This window comes from Rhodobium orientis (assembly GCF_003258835.1).
GTDB lineage: Bacteria > Pseudomonadota > Alphaproteobacteria > Rhizobiales > Rhodobiaceae > Rhodobium > Rhodobium orientis.
Map to the genome: position 1 here is coordinate 72,224 of NZ_NPEV01000001.1, position 25,351 is coordinate 97,574.

At 66.9% G+C, this 25,351-nt stretch carries 25 protein-coding genes; 14 read left to right on the forward strand and 11 right to left on the reverse strand.

Annotated elements, in window-relative coordinates:
• Positions 1-543 precede the first annotated feature (543 nt).
• Positions 544-1,086, forward strand: a complete 543-nt coding sequence (locus CH339_RS00330; RefSeq protein WP_111432486.1) for a GNAT family N-acetyltransferase — start codon at positions 544-546, stop codon at positions 1,084-1,086.
• On the opposite strand, the gene CH339_RS00335 is transcribed toward CH339_RS00330, so the two are convergent.
• From CH339_RS00335 to CH339_RS00350, 4 genes are read right to left on the reverse strand one after another with little or no spacing between them, the layout of a single operon-like run.
• Positions 1,083-3,155, reverse strand: a complete 2,073-nt coding sequence (locus tag CH339_RS00335; RefSeq protein WP_111432271.1) for a hypothetical protein — start codon at positions 3,153-3,155, stop codon at positions 1,083-1,085. The genes CH339_RS00330 and CH339_RS00335 overlap by 4 nt on opposite strands.
• Before the next feature lie 9 nt (positions 3,156-3,164).
• Positions 3,165-5,987 (reverse strand): DUF4159 domain-containing protein, encoded by a 2,823-nt coding sequence (locus tag CH339_RS00340; protein ID WP_111432272.1) that lies wholly within the window; start codon positions 5,985-5,987, stop codon positions 3,165-3,167.
• The gene (locus CH339_RS00345) at positions 5,984-6,946 is read right to left on the reverse strand and encodes a DUF58 domain-containing protein (protein WP_420825891.1); all 963 of its coding nucleotides are present in this window, start codon (positions 6,944-6,946) and stop codon (positions 5,984-5,986) included. Before CH339_RS00345 ends, CH339_RS00340 begins: the two co-directional genes overlap by 4 nt.
• A gap of 33 nt (positions 6,947-6,979) precedes the next feature.
• On the reverse strand, positions 6,980-7,981 hold the full coding sequence (locus tag CH339_RS00350; protein ID WP_245408081.1) for an AAA family ATPase: 1,002 nt from the start codon (positions 7,979-7,981) through the stop codon (positions 6,980-6,982).
• A gap of 206 nt (positions 7,982-8,187) precedes the next feature.
• Here CH339_RS00350 and CH339_RS00355 point away from each other — a divergent pair, with 206 nt between their 5' ends.
• Genes CH339_RS00355 through CH339_RS00365 form a run of 3 tightly spaced genes read left to right on the forward strand, consistent with a single transcriptional unit; the run spans position 8,188 to position 10,635 of the window.
• Positions 8,188-8,778, forward strand: coding sequence for a DUF1285 domain-containing protein (locus tag CH339_RS00355; protein WP_111432274.1), 591 nt, complete (start codon positions 8,188-8,190; stop codon positions 8,776-8,778).
• Positions 8,775-9,413 carry a CoA pyrophosphatase gene (locus CH339_RS00360; protein ID WP_111432275.1) on the forward strand — a complete coding sequence of 213 codons (639 nt, stop codon included), beginning with the start codon at positions 8,775-8,777 and terminating at the stop codon, positions 9,411-9,413. Before CH339_RS00355 ends, CH339_RS00360 begins: the two co-directional genes overlap by 4 nt.
• The gene (locus CH339_RS00365; protein ID WP_170138332.1) at positions 9,397-10,635 is read left to right on the forward strand and encodes a CCA tRNA nucleotidyltransferase; all 1,239 of its coding nucleotides are present in this window, start codon (positions 9,397-9,399) and stop codon (positions 10,633-10,635) included. The genes CH339_RS00360 and CH339_RS00365 overlap by 17 nt, the downstream gene beginning before the upstream one ends.
• Positions 10,636-10,780: 145 nt before the next feature.
• Here CH339_RS00365 and hemF read toward each other — a convergent pair whose 3' ends face one another.
• Together hemF and CH339_RS00375 are read right to left on the reverse strand one after the other, a co-directional pair.
• Positions 10,781-11,677 carry an oxygen-dependent coproporphyrinogen oxidase gene (gene hemF / locus CH339_RS00370; protein WP_111432277.1) on the reverse strand — a complete coding sequence of 299 codons (897 nt, stop codon included), beginning with the start codon at positions 11,675-11,677 and terminating at the stop codon, positions 10,781-10,783.
• Between the two features lie 312 nt (positions 11,678-11,989).
• Entirely contained in the window at positions 11,990-12,172 is a 183-nt protein-coding gene (locus CH339_RS00375; protein ID WP_111432278.1) for a hypothetical protein, read from the reverse strand.
• Between CH339_RS00375 and CH339_RS00380 the strand changes: the two genes are divergently transcribed.
• Both CH339_RS00380 and CH339_RS00385 read left to right on the forward strand, forming a co-directional pair.
• Positions 12,171-14,024 (forward strand): ABC transporter ATP-binding protein, encoded by a 1,854-nt coding sequence (locus CH339_RS00380; protein WP_111432279.1) that lies wholly within the window; start codon positions 12,171-12,173, stop codon positions 14,022-14,024. The genes CH339_RS00375 and CH339_RS00380 overlap by 2 nt on opposite strands.
• The gene (locus CH339_RS00385; RefSeq protein WP_111432280.1) at positions 14,024-15,874 is read left to right on the forward strand and encodes an ABC transporter ATP-binding protein; all 1,851 of its coding nucleotides are present in this window, start codon (positions 14,024-14,026) and stop codon (positions 15,872-15,874) included. Before CH339_RS00380 ends, CH339_RS00385 begins: the two co-directional genes overlap by 1 nt.
• 79 nt (positions 15,875-15,953) lie before the next feature.
• Here the strand turns inward: CH339_RS00385 and CH339_RS00390 are convergent, their stop codons facing one another.
• The gene (locus CH339_RS00390) at positions 15,954-16,430 is read right to left on the reverse strand and encodes a tRNA (cytidine(34)-2'-O)-methyltransferase (protein WP_111432281.1); all 477 of its coding nucleotides are present in this window, start codon (positions 16,428-16,430) and stop codon (positions 15,954-15,956) included.
• A gap of 245 nt (positions 16,431-16,675) precedes the next feature.
• On the opposite strand from CH339_RS00390, the gene petA reads away from it, so the two are divergent.
• The 4 genes from petA (at position 16,676) to CH339_RS00410 (ending at position 20,650) form a co-directional block, all read left to right on the forward strand.
• Positions 16,676-17,236, forward strand: coding sequence for a ubiquinol-cytochrome c reductase iron-sulfur subunit (petA, locus tag CH339_RS00395; protein ID WP_111432282.1), 561 nt, complete (start codon positions 16,676-16,678; stop codon positions 17,234-17,236).
• Positions 17,237-17,313: 77 nt separating this feature from the next.
• The gene (locus tag CH339_RS00400) at positions 17,314-18,591 is read left to right on the forward strand and encodes a cytochrome b (RefSeq protein ID WP_111432283.1); all 1,278 of its coding nucleotides are present in this window, start codon (positions 17,314-17,316) and stop codon (positions 18,589-18,591) included.
• Between the two features lie 26 nt (positions 18,592-18,617).
• Positions 18,618-19,508: a cytochrome c1 gene (locus tag CH339_RS00405; RefSeq protein WP_111432284.1), complete on the forward strand. Its 891-nt coding sequence runs from the start codon at positions 18,618-18,620 to the stop codon at positions 19,506-19,508.
• Positions 19,509-19,645: 137 nt separating this feature from the next.
• Positions 19,646-20,650, forward strand: coding sequence for a lysophospholipid acyltransferase family protein (locus tag CH339_RS00410; protein ID WP_111432285.1), 1,005 nt, complete (start codon positions 19,646-19,648; stop codon positions 20,648-20,650).
• On the opposite strand, the gene CH339_RS00415 is transcribed toward CH339_RS00410, so the two are convergent.
• The gene (locus tag CH339_RS00415) at positions 20,643-21,275 is read right to left on the reverse strand and encodes a sulfotransferase (RefSeq protein ID WP_111432286.1); all 633 of its coding nucleotides are present in this window, start codon (positions 21,273-21,275) and stop codon (positions 20,643-20,645) included. The two genes, CH339_RS00410 and CH339_RS00415, sit on opposite strands and share 8 nt — an antisense overlap.
• 144 nt (positions 21,276-21,419) lie before the next feature.
• Here CH339_RS00415 and CH339_RS00420 point away from each other — a divergent pair, with 144 nt between their 5' ends.
• The 4 genes from CH339_RS00420 (at position 21,420) to CH339_RS00435 (ending at position 23,642) form a co-directional block, all read left to right on the forward strand.
• Entirely contained in the window at positions 21,420-22,298 is an 879-nt protein-coding gene (locus tag CH339_RS00420) for an S-methyl-5'-thioadenosine phosphorylase (protein ID WP_111432287.1), read from the forward strand.
• Between the two features lie 10 nt (positions 22,299-22,308).
• Positions 22,309-22,860 (forward strand): adenine phosphoribosyltransferase, encoded by a 552-nt coding sequence (locus CH339_RS00425; protein ID WP_111432288.1) that lies wholly within the window; start codon positions 22,309-22,311, stop codon positions 22,858-22,860.
• Positions 22,861-23,097: 237 nt separating this feature from the next.
• Positions 23,098-23,298, forward strand: a complete 201-nt coding sequence (locus CH339_RS26050; RefSeq protein WP_306461162.1) for a type II toxin-antitoxin system RelE/ParE family toxin — start codon at positions 23,098-23,100, stop codon at positions 23,296-23,298.
• On the forward strand, positions 23,295-23,642 hold the full coding sequence (locus CH339_RS00435; RefSeq protein WP_111432289.1) for a helix-turn-helix domain-containing protein: 348 nt from the start codon (positions 23,295-23,297) through the stop codon (positions 23,640-23,642). Before CH339_RS26050 ends, CH339_RS00435 begins: the two co-directional genes overlap by 4 nt.
• A 9-nt stretch (positions 23,643-23,651) precedes the next feature.
• Here the strand turns inward: CH339_RS00435 and CH339_RS00440 are convergent, their stop codons facing one another.
• The 3 genes from CH339_RS00440 to CH339_RS00450 are packed head-to-tail and all read right to left on the reverse strand — an operon-like array spanning position 23,652 to position 25,350.
• A complete protein-coding gene (locus CH339_RS00440; RefSeq protein ID WP_245408082.1) occupies positions 23,652-24,128 on the reverse strand; it encodes a MaoC family dehydratase in 477 nt (158 codons plus the stop codon).
• The gene (locus CH339_RS00445) at positions 24,125-24,577 is read right to left on the reverse strand and encodes a MaoC family dehydratase (RefSeq protein ID WP_111432290.1); all 453 of its coding nucleotides are present in this window, start codon (positions 24,575-24,577) and stop codon (positions 24,125-24,127) included. The genes CH339_RS00440 and CH339_RS00445 overlap by 4 nt, the downstream gene beginning before the upstream one ends.
• A 56-nt stretch (positions 24,578-24,633) precedes the next feature.
• On the reverse strand, positions 24,634-25,350 hold the full coding sequence (locus CH339_RS00450) for an LrgB family protein (RefSeq protein ID WP_111432291.1): 717 nt from the start codon (positions 25,348-25,350) through the stop codon (positions 24,634-24,636).
• Position 25,351 lies beyond the last annotated feature (1 nt).

The following is a 25,351-nucleotide window of genomic DNA, read 5'->3' on the forward strand; positions in this document are numbered from 1 at the left end:
ACGTCATCAGTGCCGCGGCAACGCGACGGTTGGAAAAGTCGACTGCCGGACTCCAGACAAAGCGCTGGTCGCGACGGCGGCGGCGTAAAAAGCTGAACATCGGTCTTTCCTTTGTGGGACGACGAAATCGCCGGGCTCTCGGCGCCGGCGATTAATTTCTATGCAGAGGATGACCACTTAATAGGCATTCTATTGCTGATTGGTTAGGGGGGCAGAGGCAGGTCAGACCCGCCCGAAACGCATGGCTCAGTTACCGGATTTTCATGAAGCTATGCTTTCAGGACATATGACGGCGTTTTCCCGATCCAAATCCTGCTGGACGGCCTTGCGGGGGTGTGATAATCGCCTCGCCCATTCTTCCAACGGAGCCCGCCATGCGGCCGCTATCCCGACTGCGACGACGAAACCGGTCTTGTGACGCTGCGTCACGAGCCGTTCACGCCTGCTGACCGTCGCGTCCGGATCCTTTCGCAAAGAAAATCGCATGATCCCTTGGCGCCGGCCGGCCGGATCGCCAAATCGCATTTCGCGGACCCCATGATCATGTCGATACAAAGCCCCCAGATAGAGCTGGAATCCCCGGGCGACGACGCCGATATCGAAGCCCTGCACGAAACCGCCTTCGGGCCGGGCCGCTTCGCGCGGACCGCGTTCCGGCTGCGCGAGGGCGTGCCGCACGATCCCGCGCTTTCGTTCGTCGTGCGCCGGGACGGCGGGCTCGTCGGATCGGTGCGGCTGACGCCGATCGATATCGGCGGGGTGTCGGGGCTTTTGCTCGGCCCGCTCGCCGTGCTGCCGGCCTTCAAGAACAATGGCATTGGCAAGGCGCTGGTGCGCCATTCGGTGGCGGCGGCGAGGGCCGGGATGGCGGCAAGCGGCCACCGGCTGGTGCTCTTGGTCGGCGACGAGCCCTATTACGGGCCTCTCGGGTTCAAACGGGCGCGGCCGGGCGCTTTGACCCTGCCGGGGCCGGTCGATCCCTACCGGCTGCTGCTGGCCGAACTCCAAGAGGGCGCGGCGGATGCCGCGCACGGCGCGGTGACGTCCGGACGGGTTTTGGCGGGCGCAGCGGCCGTCGAAGGTTAGCGTCCTTCGCGGAACCAGGTGAGCGACAGGATCCCCAGGAGCAGGGCGAGGCCAAGGAGGCCGGCGAAAAGCGGCAACCGGTCGATGCCTTTCAGCACGCTGGCGTCCGTCGTTCTCAGTCCGATCCAGCCGGAGCCGGCAAAGGCTGTCCCGCCTTTCAAGGCGACGACGTTCGGCACGTCGATGTCGCCGCCATCGCTCGTAAGACGGCGGACGCTGCCGCGCGTCTCCTCGGCCATCGGCCGCAGATTCTCGTCGGTGGAGCGCATGGCCGAGAATTCGCGCGGATTGGCCGGGCCGACGGAGGCGAGCGCCGTGCGGGTGCCATCGCTTGCCGAATAAAGCCCGATCTCGCTCGCCGGCACGACGGCTTCCCACAGGCCCGGATCAAGCCGCTGCAGGTCCACCGTCTCGGTGGTGCCCGTCGGGGCGGTCACCGTCACCGGATCGACCGTCTCGCCAAGGGTCTGGCGGCGCACGACGAGGTCGCGGCCGCGGGCCTCCAGCGTGATGCCTTCCTCTTCCAGGTCCGGTTCCTTCATCAGCCAGTGGGCAAGGCGCCTCAAGAGCGGGCCGTGCGGGCCGCCATTCTCGAAGGAGCGCGCCCACAGCCAGACATGGTCGGACAGCAAGAGGGCGACGCGGCCCTTGTCGACGCGCGACAGCACCAGCAGCGGCTGGTTGTCGGCGCCGGTCATGACCGTCTGGCCGGTGGCGGTTTCCGCTGCAATCAGCCGGAACCAGCGGCTCCAGTCGGGCGGATCGCTGGCCGCGCCCGGCAGGCCGCGGGTCACCGGGTGGCGCTCGCCCAGTTCGTTGACATGGGCCCGGTAGGGCTGTTCCAGCACGACCCCGGTCGGCGTCGCCGGCAGCACCTCGGCGAGTGTCGTGCGCGACAGGCTGCCGGGATCGGCGAAGTCGGGGCCGGCGGCGATCAGGATGGCGCCGCCGTTGCGGACATATTGCGTGATGTTGTCGAAATAGAGCGAGGGCAGCACGCCGCGCCGGCGGTAGCGGTCGAAGATGATGAGATCGAACTCGTCGATCTTTTCGGAAAACAGCTCGCGGGTCGGAAAGGCGATCAGCGAGAGCTGGTTGATCGGCGTGCCGTCCTGCTTCGACGGCGGCCTTAGAATCGTGAAGTGGACGAGGTCGACCGAGGCGTCGGACTTCAGCAGGTCGCGCCAGGTGCGCTCGCCGGAATGGGGCTCGCCGGAGACGAGCAGCACGCGCAGGTTCTCGCGGATGCCCTTGACGGCGACGACGGCACGGTTGTTCTGGGTCGTCAGCTCTGCCGGGTGGCCGTCGATCTCGAACTCGAAGATGTTCTTGCCGCCATGGGTGATCTCGACCGGCACCTCGGTCTTTTCCCCGGGCACCATGACGACGGCGCCGACCTCGTCGTCATTGCGGCGGATGACCATGCGGGCCGGGCTCTGGTCGCCGCCCTCGTCGACATAGCGCAGGACCACGGTCTGTTCGGAACCGACGAGGCCGTAGCGCGGCGCGCGTTCGACGACGATGCGCCGGTCCTGCTCGTCCTTGCGGCCGGTGAGGAGCACGTGCAGGGGCCCGTCGAAGCCGAAGCTTTCCGCGCTCTTGGGAACGTCGTGCACCTGGCCGTCGGTGATCATCAGCGTTCCGGCGAAGCGTTCCGGCGGCACGTCGGCAAGGCTTTCCGCCAGCCTGTCGAAGAGCTCGGTGCCGTCGGCGGTGCCGCTGTCGTCGCGGCCGGCCTCGACGATCCGGGTCTCGACATTGCGCAGGTGCGACAGCCGTTCGGTGAGCGCCGCAAGCGCTGCGTCCGTCGCCTCGGTGCGGCCGGAGAGCGCCTGGCTTTCGGATCGGTCGACGACGATGGCGGCAACGCTGGTCAGCGGCTCGCGGTTCTCGCGCTGGATCGAGGGATCGAGCAGGGCGAGGATGAGAAGGACGAGCGCGGCGGCGCGCAGCGGCGCTCCGCGCTGGCGGCGCCAGAAGGCGACCGCCATGAGCACCAGGGCGACGGCGGCTGCCGCCAGGATCAGCGGCAGCGGCAGCAGCGGGGCGGTGTCGATCGACCAGGTCATCCGTTGCCCCTATTGCCCGAGCCGTTCCAGCAGCGCCGGGATGTGCACCTGGTCGGCCTTGTAGTTGCCGGTCAGGGTGTACATGACGATGTTGACGCCGACGCGGAACGACCATTCGCGCTGGAACGGGTCTGGCGACGACATCGGCAGGTAGAAGCGGCCGTCGTCGGTGACCGCCCAGGCGCCGGCGAAATCGTTGGAGGTGATGAGGATCGGCGAGACGCCGTCGCCGGTGCTGACCGGGCGGTCGGGCCGTGCCTCGCCTTTCGGGGTCGCTTCGGTCCAGAGCTGGCCGTCGGCCCAGCGGCCGGGATAGGTCTGTAGCAGATAGAAGGCCTTGGAGAGCACGTGGTCGGCCGGCACGGGCTCTAACGGCGGAATGTCCAGATTGGCAAGGATCTCGCGCAGCTTGGCGGTCGCCGGGGTGATGCCCGGCGCATTGCCGCCGGCCGGCTGGGTGTAGGCGTCGCCGGTGTCGAACAGCACCGTGCCGCCGTTCTTCATATAGGCATCGACCCTTGCCATGGTTTGCTGGGTCGGGGCGTCGGCCTCCGGGTCGATCGGCCAGTAGATCAGCGGATAGAAGGCGAGTTCGTCGCTGGCAACGTCGACGCCCATGGGCTCGCCCGGCTCCAGCGCCGTCCTCTGGGTGAGGAACTGGGTCAGGCCCATCAGGCCGCGGCGGCTGACCGTGTCGATGGTCTCGTTGCCGGTGATGACATAGGCGAGCCGGGTGGAGAGCGTCGCTTCCAGCGCTTTCTGGTCGGCGGCGGAAAGTTCCTGGGCCGAGGCCGGGCGCGGCACGGCGAGCATCATCGCGGTGGCGGCCGCGAGAAGAATACCGGCGGCGCGGCGGCGATGCCAGAAGGTCGCGAGGCCGCCGGCGATCAGGATGACGGCGACGGTGTCGATCAGGATAAGCGCCAGCGCGATGCCGAAGAGGAGGCCGCGCAGGGATCGCGGTCCGGTGACGTCATAGGACGCGATGGTCGCCGTGCCGCCGAGCGGGCCGAGGTCGAGCGGGGCAAGGCTGGCGTCCGGCTTCAGGAGATTTAACGCAAAGAACGCCTCGCTGGCGCCATAGAGCCCCGGCGGATGGGTGCGGCCGGGCACGGCTGAGGCAAGCTGGGCCTCGCCGATCGGCTCGGCCTCGGCCGGCGGCGCGGACAGCGTGCCGAATCCGTCGAGCGTGCGCAGCGGGGCGAGCACAGCGGCCTCGCCATTGGCGTCGGTTGCCGCGTCGGCCTCGGTGCGGGCGGAAAAGGCGACGATCCGCTGCAGCATCTCCACGAAGACGCCGGAAAGCGGCAGGTTCGACCAGTCGGTGTCTGCAGTGACGTGAAAGAGCACCAGCCAGCCGTCGCCATGGCGGGCGGCGGTGACCAGCGGCGTGCCGTCGGCAAGGCTCGCCCAGGTCTTGTCGGGCAGGTCCGGGTCGGGCTCGGCCAGCACCTGGCGGGTGACGGTGACGTCTTCGGGCAGGCGCAGGTCGGCGAAGGGGCCGTTCTCGGAGAAATTGGCGAGCGCCTGGGGCTGCTCCCAGGTCAGGCTGCCGCCGAGGCTGCGGTCGCCGGAGCGCAGGCGCACCGGCACCAGATCGTCCGTGCTGGAGGCAAGGCGCGGGCCGGCGAACCGGACCAGCACGCCGCCGCCGCGCACCCATTTTTCCAGCGGATCGCGGGCCGCCGGCACCAGCGTGCCGATATCGGCCATGGCGATCACGGAAATGCCGGCATCGACGAGTTCCGGGATCGCCGCGGTGACGTCGTCCTTTTCCGGAATGCGGATGTTGGCGAAGGGATTGAGGGCGCGGGTGAGATAGTGCAGCGAAGCGAGCAGGGGCTGGGCCGTTTCCGTGGCATCGCTGGCCAGCAGGCCGATGGTGCGCCGGCGCCAGCGCTCGTCGAGGAGTTGGACGCTGCCGGCGGTCTCGCCGCCGACCGCGGCAAGGCGCGCGATCTCGTTGCGCAGCTCCACCGGCAGGTCGAAGCGGGCCTCGGTGTCGTTGGCGCCGGTCTCGAAGCGGAACGGCGCGGTGCCGAGGACAAAACCCTTGCGGTCGCGGGCCTCGATGAGGCCGTTATCGGGTCCAAGGCCGCCGGTGCGCAGGATCTTGACCGTCAGCGCGTCCGGGTCGTTGGCGGCGCCGGCAAGGCCAACCGGCGAGGCGCCCTCGCGTTCATAGATGGTGACCGGCGCGTCGCCGGCGATCTGGGCGAGGGCGGTGCCGAGGGCCGATCCCGAGCCGTCGTCGACCTCGTCGGCGAGCCAGATGATCTCGCCAGGCGGGGTGTCTGAGGCGGCCTCGTTAAGGGCCTCGACGAGGCCGCCGCGGTCGCTGAAATAGGGGCGCGGGGCGATGGCGCGGAGCCGGTTGCGGGCCTCTTCCGGGTCCGTCGGCACGATCTCCTGGCGGGCGCCGTCGGCGGTGGCGACCAGCAGCACCGGCCGCTCGCCGTCCTTGGCCTTGTCGATGGCGCGTTCGGCGACCGTCACGCGGGCGTCCCAGCCGGTCGCGGCCGGCCAGCCATTGTCCATGACGATCCACATCGGCCCGTCGGCGGAGGTGCGCTCCAGCGCCGGGCGCCAGATCGGCTCGGCGAGTGCCAGGATGATCGCGGCGGCTGCGGCAAGGCGCAGCAGCGTCAGCCACCAGGGACTGCGCGACGGTGTCTCCTCCCGGTGGGCGATTTCGGCCAGGAGCCGGGTCGGCGGGAAGTCGATCTCGCGCGGCCGCGGCGGCACCAGCTTCAGGAGCCACCAGATGGCGATGAGGAGCGCGAGGGCGGCGAGCATTGCCGGGGCACCGAAGCCTAGGGGAAGCCAGCTCATCGCGCCGCCTCCGCCGTATCGCTGCGGTTCATCAGGACGACGTGGCCGTGGTCGCTTTCCGTCAGTCTATGGTGGAGGGCCAGCAGGGGTTCGGCCGCCGGCCTGTCGGTGTGGTGGATGATGAGCGTCCAGCCGAGCGGGTCGACGATGCGGGCAAGCCGCTCGCGCCGGGCGGCGAGGCGGTCGATATAGGCCTGGCGCCAGGTCTCCGCGCGGCCGGCAACGACCCTGAGGCCGCTTTCCGGATCGAGGAATTCGGTGCGCCCGGCAAAGGGGAAGGTCTCTTCCACCGGATCGAGGATCTGCACCAGATGGCCCCTTGCGCCATTGGCGGCGAGCTTTCGCACCCAGTCCTCAAGGACGTCGATGGGGTCGAGCAGGTCGGCGAACAGGACGACGTCCGAGAACCGCTTCACGGCGGCAGTCTTCGGCAGGGCGATCGGCTCGGCGAAATGGCTGAGGGTGGTGGCGATGTGCTCGGCCGCGCCGCGGCTCGCCGTCGGGCGGGTCAGATCCAGGAGCCCGATGCGCTCGCCGGAGGCGGCGAGGAGATCGGCCAGCGCCAGCAGGAGGACCAGCGCCCGGTCGCGCTTGGAGCCGGGGGCAAGGTTTGAGCGGAAGGCCATCGACGGCGACAGGTCCGCCCAGAGCCAGACCGTGTGGGCGGCCTCCCATTCCAGTTCGCGGACGTAGAGGTGGTCGTCGCGGGCCGAGCGGCGCCAGTCGACGCGCTGCGCCGGCTCGCCCGGAACGAAGGGACGGAACTGCCAGAACGTCTCGCCGGGGCCGGGCTGGCGTCGTCCGTGCCAGCCGGCGGCGACGGTCACCGCAATGCGGCGGGCCTCGACCAGCAGATCCGGCAGGCTCGCCGCGACGGTGCGCGAATCGCGCAGGATCGCCGGCCAATGGGCATCGGCCGGCGCGTCCATCTCGGTTTTCGTCTGCTTCTTTATTGCCATGCGGTCGGGCGGTGTCCGTAAAAGGTCGCCGGGTCAGGCGATGCGGGCAACGAGGCGGGAGATGACCTCGCGCACGGTGTGGCCGTCGGCGCGGGCGGCAAAGGTCAGCGCCATGCGGTGCTGCAGGACCGATTCTGCGAGCGCCACCACGTCGTCGACGGAAGGCGCGAGGCGGCCGTCGAGCAACGCCCGTGCGCGCACCGTCAGCATCAGGGCCTGGCTGGCGCGCGGGCCGGGGCCCCAGGAAATGAGGCGGGCCTCCTGGTCCTCGCCGTCGCCGGGACGGGCCGAGCGGACAAGGTCGAGGATCGCTTCGACCACCGACTCTCCGGCCGGCAGGCGGCGCACCAGTTGCTGGAAGCGCATCAGTTCGCTGGAATTCAACACGGTTTCCGGCGGCGTCTCGGCCGCGCCCGTGGTCTCGATCAGGATGCGGCGTTCCGCGTCGCGGTCCGGGTGGTGGATGTCGATCTGGGTCAGGAACCGGTCGAGCTGGGCTTCCGGCAGCGGATAGGTGCCTTCCTGCTCCAGCGGGTTCTGGGTGGCGAGCACATGGAACGGCGAGGGCAGGTCGTGCCGCGCGCCGGCGACCGTCACATGGTATTCCTGCATGGCCTGCAACAGCGCCGATTGGGTGCGCGGGCTGGCGCGGTTGATCTCGTCGGCCATCAGGAGCTGGGCGAAGACCGGGCCGCGCACGAAGCGGAAGGAGCGAGTGCCGTCGGGCGACTGGTCGAGCACTTCCGAGCCGAGGATGTCGGACGGCATCAGGTCCGGCGTGAACTGGATGCGCCGCTCGTCGAGGCCCAGCACCGTGCCCATGGTCTCCACCAGCTTGGTCTTGGCAAGGCCGGGCACGCCGACCAGCAGCCCGTGGCCGCCGGCAAGCACGGTCACCAGCGCCTTTTCCACCACCTCGCGCTGGCCGAAGATGACGGTTTCGATGGCGCGGCGCGCCGCGACGATGCGCTCGACGGCGGCATCGGCTTCGCGCACGACGTCGGTGTCGTCGATTTCCTTGATGTCGGTGGTCACGTCTGTCCCGTCTGGCTGTTCCTGGAAAGGCTCGAGTCGCTGGAAGTTTGACAGCATTCAGCTTGTCACGCATCCCTATGAGGTCATTTAGGGAGGGACCTCGCCGCGTCACCATCGAAAGCGACGCGCGACCAAAGAAAGCGGCGTTTCCGGCGGAATGATGACGCCCGGCGACGCGCATATACAGGCAATACTTGGGAAGCAGAATGGCAGATGCAGAAAGCCCGCTCGATGCGCTGGTGCGCAGAGCCGGCGGCCTGAAGGGCGGGAAACCGCCGATAGAGAACTGGAATCCGCCCGATTGCGGGCCGATCGACATGCGCATCGCCGCCGACGGCACCTGGTTCTACATGGGAACGCCGATCGGCCGGCAGCCGCTGGTCGAGCTCTTTGCCTCGGTGCTGAGGCGCGAGGAGAACGAGGAATATTACCTGGTCACGCCCGTTGAAAAAATCGTGATCGAGGTGGAGGACGCGCCGTTCGTCGCCGTGGAGATGCATTCGGACGGTGACGGCGAGGGCCAGACGATCACCTTGCGCACCAATGTGGGCGACGTGGTCGTGGCCGGGCCAGAGCATCCCTTGCGCTTTGCCGTGGAAGAGGGAACCGGCGGCGTGAAGCCCTATATCCTCGTGCGGGGCCGGCTGGAAGCGCTGTTCGCGCGGCCGCTGCTCTACCAGCTCGTCGATCTCGGCACGACGCGCGACGTCGACGGCGCGGCCCATTTCGGGGTGTGGAGCGGGGGCACGTTTTTCCCGATCCTTCCCGCAGCCGAGCTGGAGCGGCTGGCCCAATGAGCCTTTCAACAGATATCCGCCCGTTCAGCGTTGCCGACTTCCGGGCGCGGGTGGCGCGGCTGTCGACCCACGGCGATGGCGAGGCGGGCGACCATCTGATCGATCCCGCGCTCGACCGGCTGCACGACCGGCACCTGCGCGATGCCGCGGTTCTGGTGCCGGTGGTGGCGCGCGAGCCGGAGGCGACGGTGCTGCTGACCGTGCGCACCGAGCACCTGCCGTCCCATGCCGGCCAGATCGCCTTTCCCGGCGGCAAGATCGACGACGGGGACCGCTCCGCGCTCCATGCGGCCCTTCGCGAGGCGGAGGAGGAGATCGGGCTTGTCCGCGATGTCATCGAGCCGATCGGGCAACTGGAGCCCTATGTCTCCAATTCCGGCTTCCGGATCGTGCCGGTGCTGTCCGTCGTGGCGCCGGATTTCACATTGACGATCAACGAGCATGAGGTGGCCGACGCCTTCGAGGTGCCGCTCTCTTTTCTTATGACGACCTCCAACCACCGGCGCTCGTCCAAGATCCACGAGGGGCTTTACCGCATGTTTTACGAAATGCCCTATGGTGACCGCTATATCTGGGGCGTGACCGCCGGCATCCTCCGGCGCATCTATGAGCGGCTTTATGGCGACGAGGCTTAAGGCGGGCTGGCTTGTCGACGACAAGCTGCAAGGGGTGCTCGCCGCGCTGAACGTTGAGGGCGACGAGGCGCGCATCGTCGGCGGGGCGATCCGCAACACCCTGCTCGGCGTTCCCGTCAGCGACATCGACATCGCCACCACGGCGCGGCCGGAAACGGTCGTCGAACGCGCCGAGGCGGCCGGGTTCCGGGCGATCCCGACCGGCATCGAGCACGGCACCGTCACCCTCGTCGTGGCGCACACGCCGTTCGAGGTCACCACCCTTCGCGAGGACATAGAGACCTTCGGGCGAAAAGCGACAGTGCGCTTCGGGCGCGACTGGGAGGCCGATGCGCGGCGGCGCGACTTCACCATGAACGCGCTCTATGCCGGCGCCGACGGCACCGTCTACGACCTCGTCGGCGGCCGCGCCGACTGCCTGTCGCGCAAGGTTCGCTTCATCGGCGATGCGGACGCGCGCATCCACGAGGACTATTTGCGGATCCTGCGCTTCTTCCGCTTCCATGCCAGCTACGGCGACGGGCCGATCGATCGGGAGGGTCTGCTTGCGGCCGTGCGCGGCCGCTCGGGCCTCCGGCACCTGTCTGCGGAGCGGATCGGCCAGGAGATGCGGCGGCTCGCCATGGCGCCGGGCGGGGCGGCGACGACGCGGATCATGGCCGACAGCGGTATCTTGCAGATCGTCCTCGGGGGCATCGGTTCTCCGGAGACGCTCGGCCGGCTGACGGCGCTTGCAGCTAACCTTCCGGCCTCCCTCGATGCCGCCCTCGCCCACGCCGCCCTCAGCGCCCGCATTCCGGAGGACGCGGAGCGGGTCGCCGAACGGCTGCGGCTCTCCAACGAGGTGCGGCGGCGCATGGTCAAGGTGCTGCGGCTGGCGCCGGGGCTTTCCGCGGATATGGGCGAGGCTGCGGCCAGGCTGGCGCTCTACCGCAGCGATGCGGAGACCTTCCGCGGCGCGGTGCTGCTTGCCTGGGCCTGGTCCGATGCGGCCGGCGACGATGCCGGCTGGCGCGACCTTTTCGGGCTCGCCGGACGCTGGCCGGTGCCGCGCTTTCCGGTCTCGGGGCGGGACCTCGTCGCGCTTGGCATTCCGTCGGGGCCGGCGGTCGGGGAATTGCTTGCCCGTGTTGAGGACTGGTGGATCGGGGAGGGTTTTTCGCCGGGACGCGATGCGGCGCTGGATTATGCGCGGAGCCTGATTGCGGATGAGGTGGAGTAGGGGGCGCGAGTGCACTTCGGATAGGCTGCACTGGATTGCTTCGCTGCGCTCGCAATGACGATTTTGTGAGTGTTTTCAGCGTCATTGCGAGGAGGCCGTCAGGCCGACGCGGCAATCCATAGGGCCTTTCCGGTCATTCCGCCGTCTAGGGCCACTTCACCAGTGGCGGCATCGACGACAGGATCGACTCCACATTGCCGCCGGTCTGCAGGCCGAAGATCGTCCCCCGGTCGTAGAGCAGGTTGAACTCCACGTAGCGGCCGCGGCGGACGAGCTGCTCGTCGCGGTCGGCCTCGGTCCAGGGCCTCTCGAAGTTGCGCCGCACCAGCGCCGGGTAGACCTCGCGGAAGGACTCGCCGACCGAGCGGGTGAAGGCGAGGTCGGCGTCGAAGTCGCCGGAGTTGTGGTAGTCGTAGAAAATGCCGCCGACGCCGCGCGGCTCGTTGCGGTGCTTAAGGAAAAAATACTCGTCGCACCAGGCCTTGTATTTCGGATAGTCCGCCGCCGGATGGGCCTTGCAGGCCGCTTCCATGGCCTCGTGGAAGGTCTTTGTGTCCGGGTCGTCCTGGGTGCGCCTGCGGTCCAGCACCGGCGTCAGGTCGGCGCCGCCGCCGAACCACTGCCTGGTCGTCACCACCATGCGGGTGTTCATGTGCACGGCCGGCACGTTCGGGTTCTGCGGGTGGCCGATCAGCGAGATGCCGGAGGCCCAGAAGCGCGGGTCCTGGTCGGCGCCGGGGATGCGATCGCGGAACTCCGGCGAGAACTCGCCATGCACCGTGGAGATGTGGACGCCGACCTTCTCGAAGACGCGGCCGCCCAGCAGGCTCATTTCGCCGCCACCGCCATCGGCGCCGGTGGAATCCGTTCGGCTCCAGGGTTTCCGGACAAAGCGGCCGGCGGGGGCGTCGGCGCCGGGCACGCCCTCGGGCAGGTCGTCCTCCAGTTTCTCAAAGGCAGCGCAGATGCTGTCGCGCAGTTCGCGGAACCAGGCGCGGGCGCGCTCCTTGCGCTCTTCGATGTCGGCCGGCAGTTCGCTCATTTTTGGTCTTCCCCTCATTGTGCCGGCGCGTTCATCCGCCGCTCTCTCCCCCTTGCATACGCAATGATACGGGGGAACGGCAACCGGAGTCAGATGTGTCCGGCCGGCCACAGCGGGCCCTCCGGTAGCCCTGGGACGCCCCGTCAGGCATTCCCAAACCGGGAAGGTTCGGCTATAAGGAAGCCTGATGCTGCGTGCGACCCGCGCGCGGCGCTTTGCGTCAGCGCAATTGGAGATGCCGATGAGAATCCGTTTCGGATGTTATCCGCCCGGCATCCCACGTATGCGAGCCGCCTGACACCAAAGCGCCCTTTAGCGTTTCTCTGCATCCCATAATATCGCTTTTGTCGCCGCGTTCGCGCCGTGGATCCTTGAAAGGATCACGCCGTTCGGCCGGGCGTTTGCTGCATTGCCCGTGACGGCGATGCGCCCGCCCGTCTTTTCGCGCTGCCGCAACAGGCGCGCCGCCGCGACCCCAATTCGGAGCTTGGCCATGTTTGGCTGGTTTGAAAAACTGATCGATCCGTTCCCGGCCGCCCCTCCGGGCGAGCCGCCCAGGGGCCTGATGCCCTTCCTCTGGCACTATTCCAGGCCGGTGGCGCCGCTGCTTGCCGTGATGGGCGCGACGGCGGCCGTCATCGCCGTTGGCGAGGTGCTGCTCTTCGGTTTCCTCGGCAACCTCGTCGACTGGCTGTCGGACCAGGACCGGGCGACGTTTCTCGCCGAGCACGGCTGGAAGCTCGCCGGCATGGCCGTCGTCATCGTCGTCCTGCTGCCGGCCGTCGTCTTTCTCGACTCGGTGGTCATCCACCAGTCGATCCTCGGCAACTTTCCGATGATCGTGCGCTGGCAGGCACACCGCTACCTGCTCGGCCAGAGTTATGCGTTCTTCCAGGACGAATTCGCCGGGCGCATCGCCACCAAGGTGATGCAGACGGCGCTGGCCGTGCGCGAGTCCGTCACCAAGGTGCTCGACGTGCTGGTCTATGTCAGCGTCTATTTCGTCTCCATGGTGGTGCTGATGGCGGCCTCCGACATTCGCCTGTCGGCGCCGATGGTCGCCTGGATCGTCGCCTATGTGTGCCTGTTGTGGTTCTTCGTGCCGCGGCTGAAGCGGGTCTCGCAGGCCCAGGCCGATGCCCGCTCCGTCATGACCGGACGGATCGTCGACAGCTACACCAACATCGCGACCATGAAGCTGTTCTCCCATGCCGGCCGGGAATCGGCCTATGCCCGGGACGGCATGGACCAGTTCCTGCATACCGTTTACCGGCAGATGCGGCTGGTGACCCTGTTCCAGTCGGCGCTCTACTTCCTCAACTCGCTGGTGCTGTTTGCCATTGCGGCCGTCGCCATCTGGCTGTGGCGGCTCGATGCCGTGACGCTGGGGGCGATCGCCATTGCCATCAGCATGATGCTGCGGCTCAACGGCATGTCCCAGTGGATCATGTGGGAGGTCTCGGCGCTGTTCGAGAATATCGGCACGGTGCAGGACGGCATGGGAACGCTGTCGCGGCCGCAGGCGGTGCGGGACATCGCCGGTGCCAAGCCGCTCGAGGTCAGCGAGGGGCGGATCGATTTCGATGCCATCCGCTTCCACTACGGCAAGGAGGGCGGCGTCATCGAGAACCTCTCCCTGACGCTCTCGCCAGGCGAGAAGGTCGGCCTCGTCGGCCGCTCCGGCGCCGGCAAGTCGACGCTCGTCAACCTGCTTTTGAGGTTCCACGATCTCGAAGGCGGACGCATCCTGATCGACGGCTCGGACATTGCCACCGTCACCCAGGAGTCGCTCCGCGCCGCCATCGGCATGGTCACCCAGGACACCTCGCTGCTCCATCGCTCGGTGCGCGAGAACATCCTTTACGGTGCGCCGGACGCCACCGAGGCGGATGTCCGCGAGGCCGCGCGCCAGGCCGAGGCCGACGACTTCATCCAGGACCTGTCCGACCAGCGCGGCCGGACGGGCTACGACGCCCATGTGGGCGAGCGGGGCGTCAAGCTCTCCGGCGGCCAGCGCCAGCGCATCGCCATTGCCCGCGTGCTCCTCAAGAACGCGCCGATCCTGGTGCTCGACGAGGCGACCTCGGCGCTCGACTCCGAGGTCGAGGCGGCGATCCAGAAAAGCCTCGGCAGGCTGATGGAGGGAAAGACGGTGATCGCCATCGCCCACCGGCTTTCGACCATCGCGGCCATGGACCGGCTGGTGGTCATGGACAAGGGCGAGATCGTGGAAGAAGGCCACCACGAGGAGCTTCTCGCCAGGGGTGGCCTATATGCCAGCCTGTGGGCGCGCCAGTCGGGCGGGTTTCTGTGCGAGGACGAGGAGGAGGCCGAGGTCGCCGAATAATGCTGGGACGTTTCGAGCGCATCGTCGATCCGCTGAGGCCGCCGGAGGCACTGGAGCCCCCGGCGCGCCTCGGCGCGTTCATCTGGCACTATGCGCGCCAGGCGAAATGGTGGTTCATCTTCTTCTTCCTCAACGGCGCGCTGATCGCGGCGACCGAGCTGTTGCTGTTCGCCTTTGTCGGCGACATCGTCGATCTCCTCGGTACGGCCGAACCGGCAACGCTGTGGCAGGAGCACGGCGCGACGTTCCTCTGGATGGTCTTCGTCGTCCTCGTGCTGCGCTCCGCCGCGCTCGTTGCCGGCGCGCTCCTGGAACAGCAGATCATCGTGCCGGGCTTCTTCAATCTGGTGCGCTGGCAGGCGCACAGCCATGTGGTCGGCCAGTCCTTCACCTATTTCCAGAACGATTTTGCGGGCCGGCTCGCGACCAAGGTCATGCAGGCCGGGCAGGCGCTCGGCGACTTCCTCATCAATATCTTCCAGAGCCTCTGGTACTTCGTGATCTTCGCGATCTCGACCTTTGCCATCTTTCTCGACCTCGACTGGCGGCTCGGCGTCGTCGTCGGCGTCTGGATCGCCGGCTACGTCACCATCGGCAGCATCCTGATCCCGCGCATCCGCCGCGCCGCACGGCGGCTCGCCGATATGCGCTCGGTCTTCAACGGCCGCATCGTCGACGCCTACACCAACATCCACACCGTCAAGCTGTTCGACACCACGGGCCATGAGGACGCGTTTGCGCGCGAGGGGCTCACCTGGATGTGGCAGGCGCTCTGCAGCCTGACCCGGATCATCTCCACCATCCGGTTCTCGCTGGTGGCGCTCAACGGCCTGCTTTTGACCGTGTCCGGGTTCCTCTGCGTCTGGCTGTGGCAGGCAGGGGTGCTGACGGTCGGGGCCGTGGCGCTGGCGCTCGGCCTGGTGCTCCGGCTCAACACCATGTCGGGCTGGATGATGTTCTCCATTTCCAACATCTTCCGAGACCTCGGCACCATCCAGGACGCCATGGAGACGATCGCCAAGCCGCACGGCATCACCGACCGGCCGGACGCGAAGGACCTGGTGCCGCGCCAGGGACGGATCGAGTTCGAGCGGGTGAGCTTCCACTACGGCAAGGAGACCGGGATCATCGAGGACCTGTCGCTGACCATCGCGCCGGGCGAGAAGGTCGGGCTGGTCGGCCGCTCGGGCGCCGGCAAGTCGACGCTGGTCAATCTGCTCCTCAGGCTGTTCGACCTGGAAGGCGGGCGCATCCTCATCGACGGCACCGACATCTCCACCGTCACCCAGGAGTCCTTGCGGGCGGCGATCGGCATGGTCACCCAGGACACCTCGCTACTGCACCGCTCCGTCAGGGACAACATTTCCTATGGCGCTCCCGGTGCCGACGATGCGTCCATCTTGAGGGCGGCGGAGATGGCCGAGGCCGACGGCTTCATCCGCGACCTCGTCGACCCGAGAGGCCGGCAGGGATTCGACGCCCATGTGGGCGAGCGCGGCGTCAAGCTTTCCGGCGGCCAGCGCCAGCGCATCGCCATTGCCCGGGTGCTCCTCAAGAACGCGCCGATCCTGGTGCTCGACGAGGCGACCTCGGCGCTCGACTCAGAAGTCGAGGCGGCGATCCAGAAGAGCCTGGGAACGCTGATGGAGGGCAAGACCGTCATCGCCATCGCCCACCGGCTGTCGACGATCGCGGCGATGGACCGGCTGGTGGTCATGGACAAGGGCCGCATCGTCGAGGAAGGCCGGCACGAGGACCTGCTCGCCCTCGGCGGCCTCTATGCGAGCCTTTGGGCGCGCCAGTCCGGCGGTTTCCTGGGCGAGGACGAGGCGGAGAACGCCGCGCAGTAGGGCGGCATCGGTGGCATCACGGGTGCCGGTTTCGACGATAGTGACCGATCAAGGACCGTCTAGGTTGTGACCGCTTCCCTCATGCGGTCTGCGGCATTCCACCCGTCTGCCGCAGCGCCTCGGTGACGCCCATGGCGACGGAGACGGCGAGGTTCAACGAGCGCGTGCCGTCGACCATCGGGATCATCGTGCGGATGTCGGCCCTGGCGTGGATCTCGTCGGGCACGCCGGCGGACTCGCGACCGAAAAGCAGTATATCACTTTCCTCAAATGACAGATCGACAAAGGATCGACTTGCCTTGGTGGTGAACAGCACGAGGCGCCCGCCGGTGCGGCGCCTGGCAGCGTCGAAGTCCTCCCAGCCGTCGTGCAAGGTCAGGGCGGCGCGGTCCAGATAGTCGAGCCCGGCGCGCCTGAGGGCCCGGTCGTCGGTCCTGAACCCGGTCGGCCCGATGACGTCGACGGCGACGCCGAGGCACGCTCCCAACCTTAGAATGGTTCCGGTATTCTGTGGAATATCCGGCTGATACAAGGCGATACGCACGTTTCGTCTCATTCGTGGTTTCCGATATCGACCTCTCCCGCGCCATGCGCTAAAAGGCTTTCGGGGACGGCTTTTAGAGGGGGCGGCGGTTGCGACAAACAGTCGTTTTGACATAAGTCGGTCTGGACAGTCGACGCACCTCCCCCTAAGAACGCCAATGAGGCCAAGTATCTCGCTTGGCGAATAACATATTGCCCGCGGACTACAGCAGGTGCGACCGCATATCGCGCGCATCGCATGCGAAAAGAGGACACGCCATGTCTGCTTCTGCCACTGCCGAACCCACCCGTCGCGACATGCTCTACATTTCGACGGCCGCCGTCGGCGCCATCGGCGTCGCCGCCGTCGCATGGCCGTTCGTCGACCAGATGAATCCGGACGCCTCCGCGCTCGCGCTCGCCTCCATCGAGGTCGACGTCAGCGCCGTCGAGGTCGGCCAGTCGATCAAGGTCAAATGGCGCGGCAAGCCGGTGTTCATCCGCAACCGCACCGAGAAGGAACTCGAGGAAGCCAACGCGGTGCCGCTCGACGAGCTGCCGGACGCCAACGCCCGCAACGCGAACCTGCCGGGCGATGCCCAGGCGACCGACGAAAACCGCGCCGCCACCGGCAAGGAGCCCTGGCTGGTGATGATCGGCGTGTGCACCCATCTGGGCTGCATCCCGCTGATGAATGCCGGCGACTATGACGGCTATTTCTGCCCCTGCCACGGCTCGCACTACGACACGGCCGGCCGCATCCGCAAGGGCCCGGCGCCGGAGAACCTGCACATCCCGCCCTACGAGTTCCTGTCGGACACCAATATCAAGATCGGCTGAGGCCGAAACAACGGCACAAGCCGGAACGAGGAATATCGGCCATCGCCGATAAAAGGGGAAGCTTGAAGGAAATATAGATGTCCGAATATTCGAAGTTCCAGTCGCAGAACCGCTTCGTGAAGTGGATGGAAGCGCGGCTGCCGATCGTCAGCCTTGCCTACAATGAGACCTTCGGGTTCTACAGCCCGAAGAACCTTTCCTATTTCTGGACCTTCGGCGCCATTCTCACCTTCATGCTGGTGGCCCAGATCGTGACCGGCATCGTGCTGGTCATGCACTACACGCCGCATGTCGACATGGCCTTCAATTCGGTCGAGCACATCATGCGCGACGTGAACTACGGCTGGCTGCTGCGCTACCTGCACGCGAACGGCGCGTCGATGTTCTTCATCGCGGTCTACATCCATATTTTCCGCGGTCTCTATTACGGCTCCTACAAGGCACCGCGGGAGGTGCTTTGGATCCTCGGCGTCATCATCTATCTCCTGATGATGGCGACCGGCTTCATGGGGTACGTGCTGCCGTGGGGCCAGATGTCGTTCTGGGGCGCCACCGTCATCACCAACCTGTTCTCCGCCTTCCCGCTGGTCGGCGAGAGCATCGTGCAGTGGCTGTGGGGCGGCTTCTCGGTCGGCAACCCGGCCCTGCAGCGGTTCTTCTCCCTGCACTACCTGCTGCCGTTCATGATCGCCGCGGTGGTCATCCTGCATATCTGGGCGCTGCATGTGGTCGGCAACGGCAACCCGACGGGCGTCGAGCCGAAGTCACGCCAGGACATGGCGCCGTTTGCGCCGCACGTGCTGATGAAGGACGCCTTCGCGCTGATGCTGTTCTGCATCTTCTTCGGCTGGTTCGTGTTCTACATCCCGAACTATCTCGGCCATCCGGACAACTACATCCAGGCCGACCCGCTGGTCACCCCGCCGCACATCGTGCCGGAATGGTACTACCTGCCGTTCTACGCCATCCTGCGCGCCATCCCGGACAAGCTCGGCGGCGTCATCGCCATGTTCGGCGCCATCCTGGTGCTGTTCATCCTGCCCTGGCTGGACACCTCCAAGGTGCGCTCCGGCGCCTACCGGTCGCTGTGGTTCAAGACCGCCTTCTGGCTGTTCGCCGTCGACTGCGTCATCCTCGGCTGGCTCGGATCGCAGCCGGCGGAGCCGGTCTACGTCACGGCCGCGCAGTTCGGCACCGCGTACTATTTCGGCTACTTCTTCATCATCCTGCCGCTGCTCGGCTTCTTTGAGAAACCGAAACCGTTGCCGGCGAGCATTTCCGATGCGGTTCTGGCCAAGAACGGTGGCTCGGCACATCCTGCCGACGCGACCTCGGCACCGGAAACGCGCGGTTGACGCGGGCGAAACAGGAGGTTTTTCCAATGAAGACGATGATCAAATCCACCGTCGCCGCCGCCTGCCTCGCCAGTGCGTTCGCCCTTGCTAGCGTCCCGGCGACCGCGGCCGAAGAGGGCCATCACCTGGAGCAGCTCTCCTGGAGCTTCGCCGGACCGTTCGGCCGCTACGACCAGGCGCAGCTCCAGCGCGGCTTCAAGATCTACCGGGAGGTCTGCTCGGCCTGCCACTCCATGGAGCTGGTGTCGTTCCGCAACCTCGCCGACCCGGGCGGGCCGGGCTTCACCGAGGAGCAGGTCAAGGCGCTGGCCGAGGAATACACCATCAAGGACGGCCCGAACGAAGAGGGCGAGATGTTCGAGCGGCCCGGCAAGCCGTCGGACAAGTTCCCGTCTCCGTTCCCGAACGCGGAAGCGGCCAAATACGCCAATAACGGCGCCCATCCGCCGGACTTCTCGCTGCTGGCCAAGGCCCGCGGTCCGCATCGCGGCTTCCCGTGGTTCCTGTTCGACGTCTTCACCCAGTACCAGGAGGGCGGCCCGGACTACATCCATGCCATCCTGACGGGCTATGAAGAGTCGCCCGAATGCGGCGCCGACTTCGAAGGCTACTACAACACCGCGTTCACCGTCGGCGGCGTTCCGGAAGGCTGTAAGGAAAACGGCCATTCGACCATTGCCGGCACCTATATCGCCATGGCGCCGCCGCTGTTCGACGAGCTGGTCGAATATGAGGACGGTACGGCGACGACCGTCGACCAGTATGCCAAGGACGTCGCGGCCTTCATGATGTGGGCGGCCGAGCCGAAGCTGGAGCAGCGCAAGCGCATCGGCTTCATGGCGATGATCTACATGATCGTGCTGGCCGGCATGCTCTATTTCGTCAAGAAGAAGCTCTGGGCCAACATCGACCACTAGAGCCCTTTTGACGCCGAAATCGCGGCCCCCGCTCTCCTGCCGGAGGGCGGGGGTCTTGCTTTTTGCACCGTTCGCAGCGACACCGTCATGCCGCCGGCAGGAGCCGGCCAGACCGGAACCCGACCTCTTCTTCCGCCATGCCGCATCACGATCCCGACCGCCCCGGCACATTGAGACGGCTGAAATACGGCCTGGAATACGGCCTCTTCCTCGCCGTCGTCGGCATTGTCCGGCTGATGCCGCTCGATATGGCCTCTGCGGTCATGGGGCGGATCTGGCGGATGCTGGCGCCGCTGACCCGGCGGCAGCAGCGGGTGCTGGAAAACCTGGAACGGGCGATGCCGGAAAAGAGCGCGGCGGAGCGGCGCACGATCGCCCGCGATGCCTGGGAGAACCTCGGCCGGGTGTCGGCCGAGACCCTGCTCATCGACCGCATCGTCGCACAGAAGGACAAGCGTGTTTCCTGGCCGGACGGCATGGTCGAGACCCGCATGGGTACGGACAGCGACCACATGGTCCTGGTCTCGCTGCATCTCGGCAACTGGGAGGTGGTGATCCTGCCGGCGGTAGCCGCGGGTGTGAAGCCGGTCGGCGTCTATCGCGAGGTCAAGAACCCGCTGGTCGACGCCTATCTGCGCCGAAAGCGCATGCTCGTTTTCCCGCACGGGCTCCTGTCCAAAGGCCACGATACGGCGCGGACGCTGCTCGGACATCTGCGCCGGACCGGGTCCGTGGCGCTGGTCGGGGATCTCCGCGAATCCAAGGGCATCGACGTCACCTTCTTCGGCCACAGGGCATCGGCGACCTATTTTCCCGCGATGCTGGCCCGTCATTGCCGGGTGCCGCTGATCGCCGGGCGCTGCGTGCGCACCGGCGGTGTTCATTTCCGCATCGACATGCAGCACATCGACTATCCGGTCACCGACGACCGCGATGCCGACATCGCCGCGGCGACCCAGGCGATTCACGACGTCTTCGAGCAATGGATCCGGGAGACGCCGGCGCAGTGGATGTGGGTGCAGCGCAAATGGTGGCCCGGCCGCAGCCAGCGGCGCCAGAGCCGGCATGGCGAGGAGGCCGGTGTGGCGGAGGGTGCGCGCGAGGGGACGGAGACCGATCCGCTGCGGCGCGACACTACCTGACGAGGGCCGCGTAGCCCTTCATCAGCATGCGGTTGGCGGCGATCCGGATCGGCTTGTTGCCGAGGTCGGCGGTGCGGTTGGAGTGCGGTACGCCGCCTTCCATCACCGGCTCTTCCAGGAAGTCGCAGAGTTCCTTCCAGCCGTCGCCGGTCTCCCAGCAGATTTCCAGGAACTGGTCGCTGGCGCCCTGGCGCGCGAAGAAATCGCGGACGCGCTGGTTGTGGGCCTCGTAATAGGCGATGAACTCCTCTTCCCGGCCGACCGGATAGAGATAGCCATAGACGTCGAGGTTGAGCTTGTTGCCGAAGACAGAGCGGCGCTCGAAATGGGAGATCAGGCTGTTCAGCCATTTTTCCGGCGAGCGGCGGGTGGTCAACACGGCGCGCATCGCCTTGCCGTAGCGTTCCAGGCCGACCTCGTAGAGATAGGGCGGGGCAAGGCCGGTGAAGGCTTCGTGGGCGTCGAGGTGCGGCAGGACGGCCTCCATGCGGCCGGCGCGGGCATCGAAGAAGACGCGCTTGTGCAGCCGGGCGATGTCGTAACCGAGGAGACCGAGGCATTCGCGCAGCGTCGAAGTGCCGCTTTTTTGCAGACCGACGCCGAACACCTTGAATTTCTTGTCCAATCCGGTACCTCATTGCGTGGGGATCGGGCGGACGATAGTGCGGACGGCCGGGAGTTTCAATGACCGCCATTGGCGGCGGCGGCCGAGTGCGGTGTCGGGCCTTGCGTCCCGGCGCCCGGGCCGGAGCATGGGCGAGGGTCCTCGATGACGAAATCAATGCTTGGGGTAATCGGCGGATCGGGTCTCTACGATCTGCCGGGGCTGGAAAACGCGCGCTGGGAGACGGTCGAGAGCCCCTGGGGCGAGCCGTCCGACGCGATCTGCATCGGCGAGGTCGACGGCCTGCCGATCGCCTTCCTGCCGCGGCACGGGCGCGGCCACAGGCTGAGCCCGACCGGCATCAACTACCGGGCCAATATCGACGCCATGAAGCGGATCGGCGTCACCGACCTTGTCTCCGTCTCGGCCTGCGGCTCGCTGAAGGAGGAGCTGGCGCCGGGCACCTTCGTGCTGGTCGAACAGTTCATAGACCGCACCTTCGCGCGCGAAAAGAGCTTCTTCGGCAATGGCTGCGTCGCCCATGTCTCCATGGCCTATCCGGTCAGCCCCGGTCTCGTCGACGAGATCGAGAAGGCGGCGCGGGCCGAGGACATCGCCTACCGGCGCGGTGGCACGTATCTGGCCATGGAGGGCCCGCAGTTCTCCTCGCTGGCCGAAAGCCACCTCTATCGCGGCTGGGGCTGCGACGTCATCGGCATGACCAACATGCCGGAGGCCAAGCTCGCGCGCGAGGCGGAACTCTGCTACGCGACTGTGGCCATGGTCACCGACTATGATTCCTGGCATCCGGACCATGGCGAGGTCGACATCACGGCGATCCTCAAGGTGCTGAAGGAAAATGCCCACCACGCCCAGCAGCTCGTCGGCCGGCTCGCCCGCGATTTCCCGCGCGAGCACCAGCCCTGTCCGATCGGCTCCGACACCGCCCTCGACTTCGCCATGATCACGGCGCCGGACGCGCGCGATCCCGCCCTCGTCGCCAAGCTCGATGCGGTCGCCGGCCGTGTCCTCAACAAGTCCTGAGGAGGCAGCCATGGAACTTCGCAACGGAATGGACCTGAAGCGGCTCGTGCGGACGATCCCGGACTATCCCAAGCCGGGCATCATGTTCCGCGACCTGACCACGCTGTTCGCCGATCCGGCGGGCCTTCGCGCCGCCGTCGACGAGATCGTCTGGCCGTTCTTCAAGGCCAAGGCGCAGATCGACATCATCATCGGCATCGAGGCGCGCGGCTTCATCCTCGGCGGTGCCGTCGCCCACGAACTCGGCCGCGGCTTCGTGCCGATCCGCAAGAAGGGCAAGCTGCCGCACAAAACCATCGGCCAGGATTACAGCCTGGAATACGGCGTCGATACGATCGAGATTCACGCCGACGCGATCAAGCCGGGCGACCGGGTGCTGCTGATCGACGACCTGATCGCCACCGGTGGCACCGCGGTCGCCGCCGCCGAGCTGATCCACCGCTCCGGCGGCGAGATTGTCGCCGCCGCCTTCATCATCGACCTGCCGGACCTCGGCGGCACCGCCCGCCTGCGCGACAAGGGCATTGCGGTGCATACGCTGATGGAATTCGAGGGGGATTGAGGGCTGCCCGGGCGGCATTGAAGAGTTATAGTTATATGCCTATAATCTTCCTGCGGTCGGGATGCGAGGCATCGTGAAACCGTGCTTCTTCGTGGCTTCGAGCCGGGACGATCTCCGCGCCTTTCCGGATCCTGTGCGCCAGGAAGTCGGCCTTGCGCTCTACGAAGCGCAGTGCAGCTTTGAGGCGGGCTCGGCAAAAGCGCGCTGAAGGGATTCGGCGGCCGCGGCGTCCTGGAGGTGGTCGAGCACCACGACGGCAACACCTTTCGGGTGGTCTATACGGTTCGCCTTGCCGGTGCCGTCTATGTCCTTCACGCCTTCCAGAAGAAGTCGAAGAAGGGCATTGCGACGCCGAAGCAGGAGGTCGACCTGATCAGGCGGCGCTTGAAGGTTGCCGAGGAGCATCATCAGCGCTGGCGCACGGAGGAGAGCCGATGACGGACGAGAAAACGGATGCGGTCGTTGTCGGAAGTGGCAACGTCTTTGCCGATCTCGGCCTGCCCGATGCGGACGAGCATCTCCTGAAGGCCGAGATCGTCGTGCAACTGAAACGCCTGATCGCCGAGCGTCAGCTCACTCAGACGAAAGCGGCGACGCTGATTGGCATGGCCCAGCCGGACCTGTCCAATCTCCTGCGCGGGCAGCTTCGCGGAGTGTCTGTAGAGCGGCTGATGCGGGCGCTGACCGCACTCGGTCAGGACATCGACATCCGCATCGGTCCGCGCGACGACGACAGCCGGCCGGCCCGCATCAGAGTTCTGGCTACCGAGTCTGGCGCGTAACCGGTCGTCTCAGACTGGCCTCAACGGCAAAAAAATGCGGCCGGTGAAGCGCATGACCGGAGTGCCGTCCTGGTTTTCGGCGCCGTTTTCCGAGGTCAGGATGCCGAAGTCGGGGCGCGAGCGGGAGATGCGCTTGTCGACGATCCTTGAGGAAAGGCTCAAGGTGTCGCCGGCATAGACCGGCTTCGTCCAGCTGAGGTCCTCGATGCCGGGCGAGGGACCCATGGCGACGACCGGGATGCCGGCGGCATGGAGGCGCGCGTCCTCCGCCACCCAGTAGTCCACATAGGCGCGGATCCAAAGCGCCGTGGTGTGCCAGCCGCTGGCGCAAAGGCCGCCGAAATGGCTCTTGCGGGCCGCCTCGTCGGAGAGGTGGAAGGCCTGGGGGTCGTATTTTTTCGCGAAGGCGACGATCTCCTCGGCGGTCACCGTGCGGCGGCCGAGGTCCATCTCAAGGCCGATTTCGATCTCCTCGAAGCGCCTCACGGGGCCGCCCTCCGGCCCTGCAGCATTGGAAATTCCATTTCAAGGAGCGCGCTGCCGGTCTCGTCCATCAGCGTTGCCCGGCACTGGACGATGCCCATTTCCGGGCGCGAGCGCGAGGCGCGGGCGTCGAGCACCAGGAGACGGGCAAAAAGCCGTCCCGGCACCACCGGCTTCAGCCAGCGCACCCTGTCGATGCTGCCGGCGCCCATGGAGGCGGTGTTGGCAAGGAGGCCGTCGACCATCAACCGCATGGTGACGCCGCAGGCCTGCCAGCCGGAGGCGCAGAAGGTGCCGAGCAGCGAGGCTTTTCCGGCCTCCTCGTCGAGATGGAAGGGCTGGGGATCGAAGGCCGTTGCGAACTCCACGATCTCATCGTGGGCGAGATCGTAGCTGCCGAGGTCGATCTCCTCGCCGGGGACGAAATCCTCGAAATAGCGGAACTCAGTCATGGGAGCACTTTTGCGATCGGAAGGTATCGAATCTTTATCTGAAAATGTCGCGCCGGTCAGGTCGCGAGGCGCCAGATCAGCGGCAACAGGATGGCGGTCGCCAGCGCGTTGAGGCCCATGGCAAGGCCGGAAAAGGCGCCGGCGATCTCCGTTTCCTGAAAGGCGCGCGCGGTGCCGATGCCGTGGCTCGCGGTTCCGAGGCCGAGGCCCCTTGCGGCCGGATCGCGGATGCCGATGAGGGTGAGGACGAGGGGCCCCACCATCGCCCCGAAGATGCCGGTGACGATAACCAGCACGGCGGTCAGCGAGGGAAGGCCGCCGAGCCGTTCGGCAATGCCCATGGCGACGGGGGCGGTCACCGACTTGGCGGCAAGGGAGGCAAGGGCATCGCGCGAGCCATCCAGCAGATAGCCGATGGCGAGCGCGGAGAGGATGGCGGTGAGCGAGCCGGTGATGAGGCTGACCGCGATGGCGACGGCGGAGCGGCGGATGCGCTCGAACTGGCGGTAGAGCGGTACGGCAAGCGCCACGGTCGCCGGGCCGAGCAGGAAATGGACGAACTGGGCGCCGTCGAAATAGTCCTGGTAGCTGGTGCGGGTCAGGAGCAGCAGCGCAACGAGGATCGCGACGGCGAGGAACACCGGATTGGCGAGCGGGTTCGAGCCGCTCTTCTTGTAGATCAGCGTCCCGATCAGGAAGGCGGCAAGGGTGAGCGTCAGGTGCAGGAGCGGCGAGGCGCTTAAGTAGGCCCAGATGTCGCGCAGGTCCGCCATC

Bases quoted from the DNA above. Each gene is read 5' to 3' on its own strand.
- CH339_RS00335 (WP_111432271.1), bottom strand. From the start codon at position 3,155: ATGACCTGGTCGATCGACACCGCCCCGCTGCTGCCGCTGCCGCTGATC.
- CH339_RS00400 (WP_111432283.1), top strand. From the start codon at position 17,314: ATGTCCGAATATTCGAAGTTCCAGTCGCAGAACCGCTTCGTGAAGTGG.
- petA (WP_111432282.1), top strand. From the start codon at position 16,676: ATGTCTGCTTCTGCCACTGCCGAACCCACCCGTCGCGACATGCTCTAC.
- CH339_RS00410 (WP_111432285.1), top strand. From the start codon at position 19,646: ATGCCGCATCACGATCCCGACCGCCCCGGCACATTGAGACGGCTGAAA.
- CH339_RS00380 (WP_111432279.1), top strand. From the start codon at position 12,171: ATGTTTGGCTGGTTTGAAAAACTGATCGATCCGTTCCCGGCCGCCCCT.
- CH339_RS00340 (WP_111432272.1), bottom strand. From the start codon at position 5,987: ATGAGCTGGCTTCCCCTAGGCTTCGGTGCCCCGGCAATGCTCGCCGCC.
- CH339_RS00345 (WP_420825891.1), bottom strand. From the start codon at position 6,946: ATGGCAATAAAGAAGCAGACGAAAACCGAGATGGACGCGCCGGCCGAT.
- CH339_RS00355 (WP_111432274.1), top strand. From the start codon at position 8,188: ATGGCAGATGCAGAAAGCCCGCTCGATGCGCTGGTGCGCAGAGCCGGC.
- CH339_RS00435 (WP_111432289.1), top strand. From the start codon at position 23,295: ATGACGGACGAGAAAACGGATGCGGTCGTTGTCGGAAGTGGCAACGTC.
- CH339_RS00445 (WP_111432290.1), bottom strand. From the start codon at position 24,577: ATGACTGAGTTCCGCTATTTCGAGGATTTCGTCCCCGGCGAGGAGATC.
- CH339_RS00330 (WP_111432486.1), top strand. From the start codon at position 544: ATGTCGATACAAAGCCCCCAGATAGAGCTGGAATCCCCGGGCGACGAC.
- CH339_RS00425 (WP_111432288.1), top strand. From the start codon at position 22,309: ATGGAACTTCGCAACGGAATGGACCTGAAGCGGCTCGTGCGGACGATC.
- CH339_RS00450 (WP_111432291.1), bottom strand. From the start codon at position 25,350: ATGGCGGACCTGCGCGACATCTGGGCCTACTTAAGCGCCTCGCCGCTC.
- CH339_RS00360 (WP_111432275.1), top strand. From the start codon at position 8,775: ATGAGCCTTTCAACAGATATCCGCCCGTTCAGCGTTGCCGACTTCCGG.
- CH339_RS00420 (WP_111432287.1), top strand. From the start codon at position 21,420: ATGACGAAATCAATGCTTGGGGTAATCGGCGGATCGGGTCTCTACGAT.
- hemF (WP_111432277.1), bottom strand. From the start codon at position 11,677: ATGAGCGAACTGCCGGCCGACATCGAAGAGCGCAAGGAGCGCGCCCGC.
- CH339_RS00405 (WP_111432284.1), top strand. From the start codon at position 18,618: ATGAAGACGATGATCAAATCCACCGTCGCCGCCGCCTGCCTCGCCAGT.
- CH339_RS00385 (WP_111432280.1), top strand. From the start codon at position 14,024: ATGCTGGGACGTTTCGAGCGCATCGTCGATCCGCTGAGGCCGCCGGAG.
- CH339_RS00375 (WP_111432278.1), bottom strand. From the start codon at position 12,172: ATGGCCAAGCTCCGAATTGGGGTCGCGGCGGCGCGCCTGTTGCGGCAG.
- CH339_RS00390 (WP_111432281.1), bottom strand. From the start codon at position 16,430: ATGAGACGAAACGTGCGTATCGCCTTGTATCAGCCGGATATTCCACAG.
- CH339_RS00365 (WP_170138332.1), top strand. From the start codon at position 9,397: ATGGCGACGAGGCTTAAGGCGGGCTGGCTTGTCGACGACAAGCTGCAA.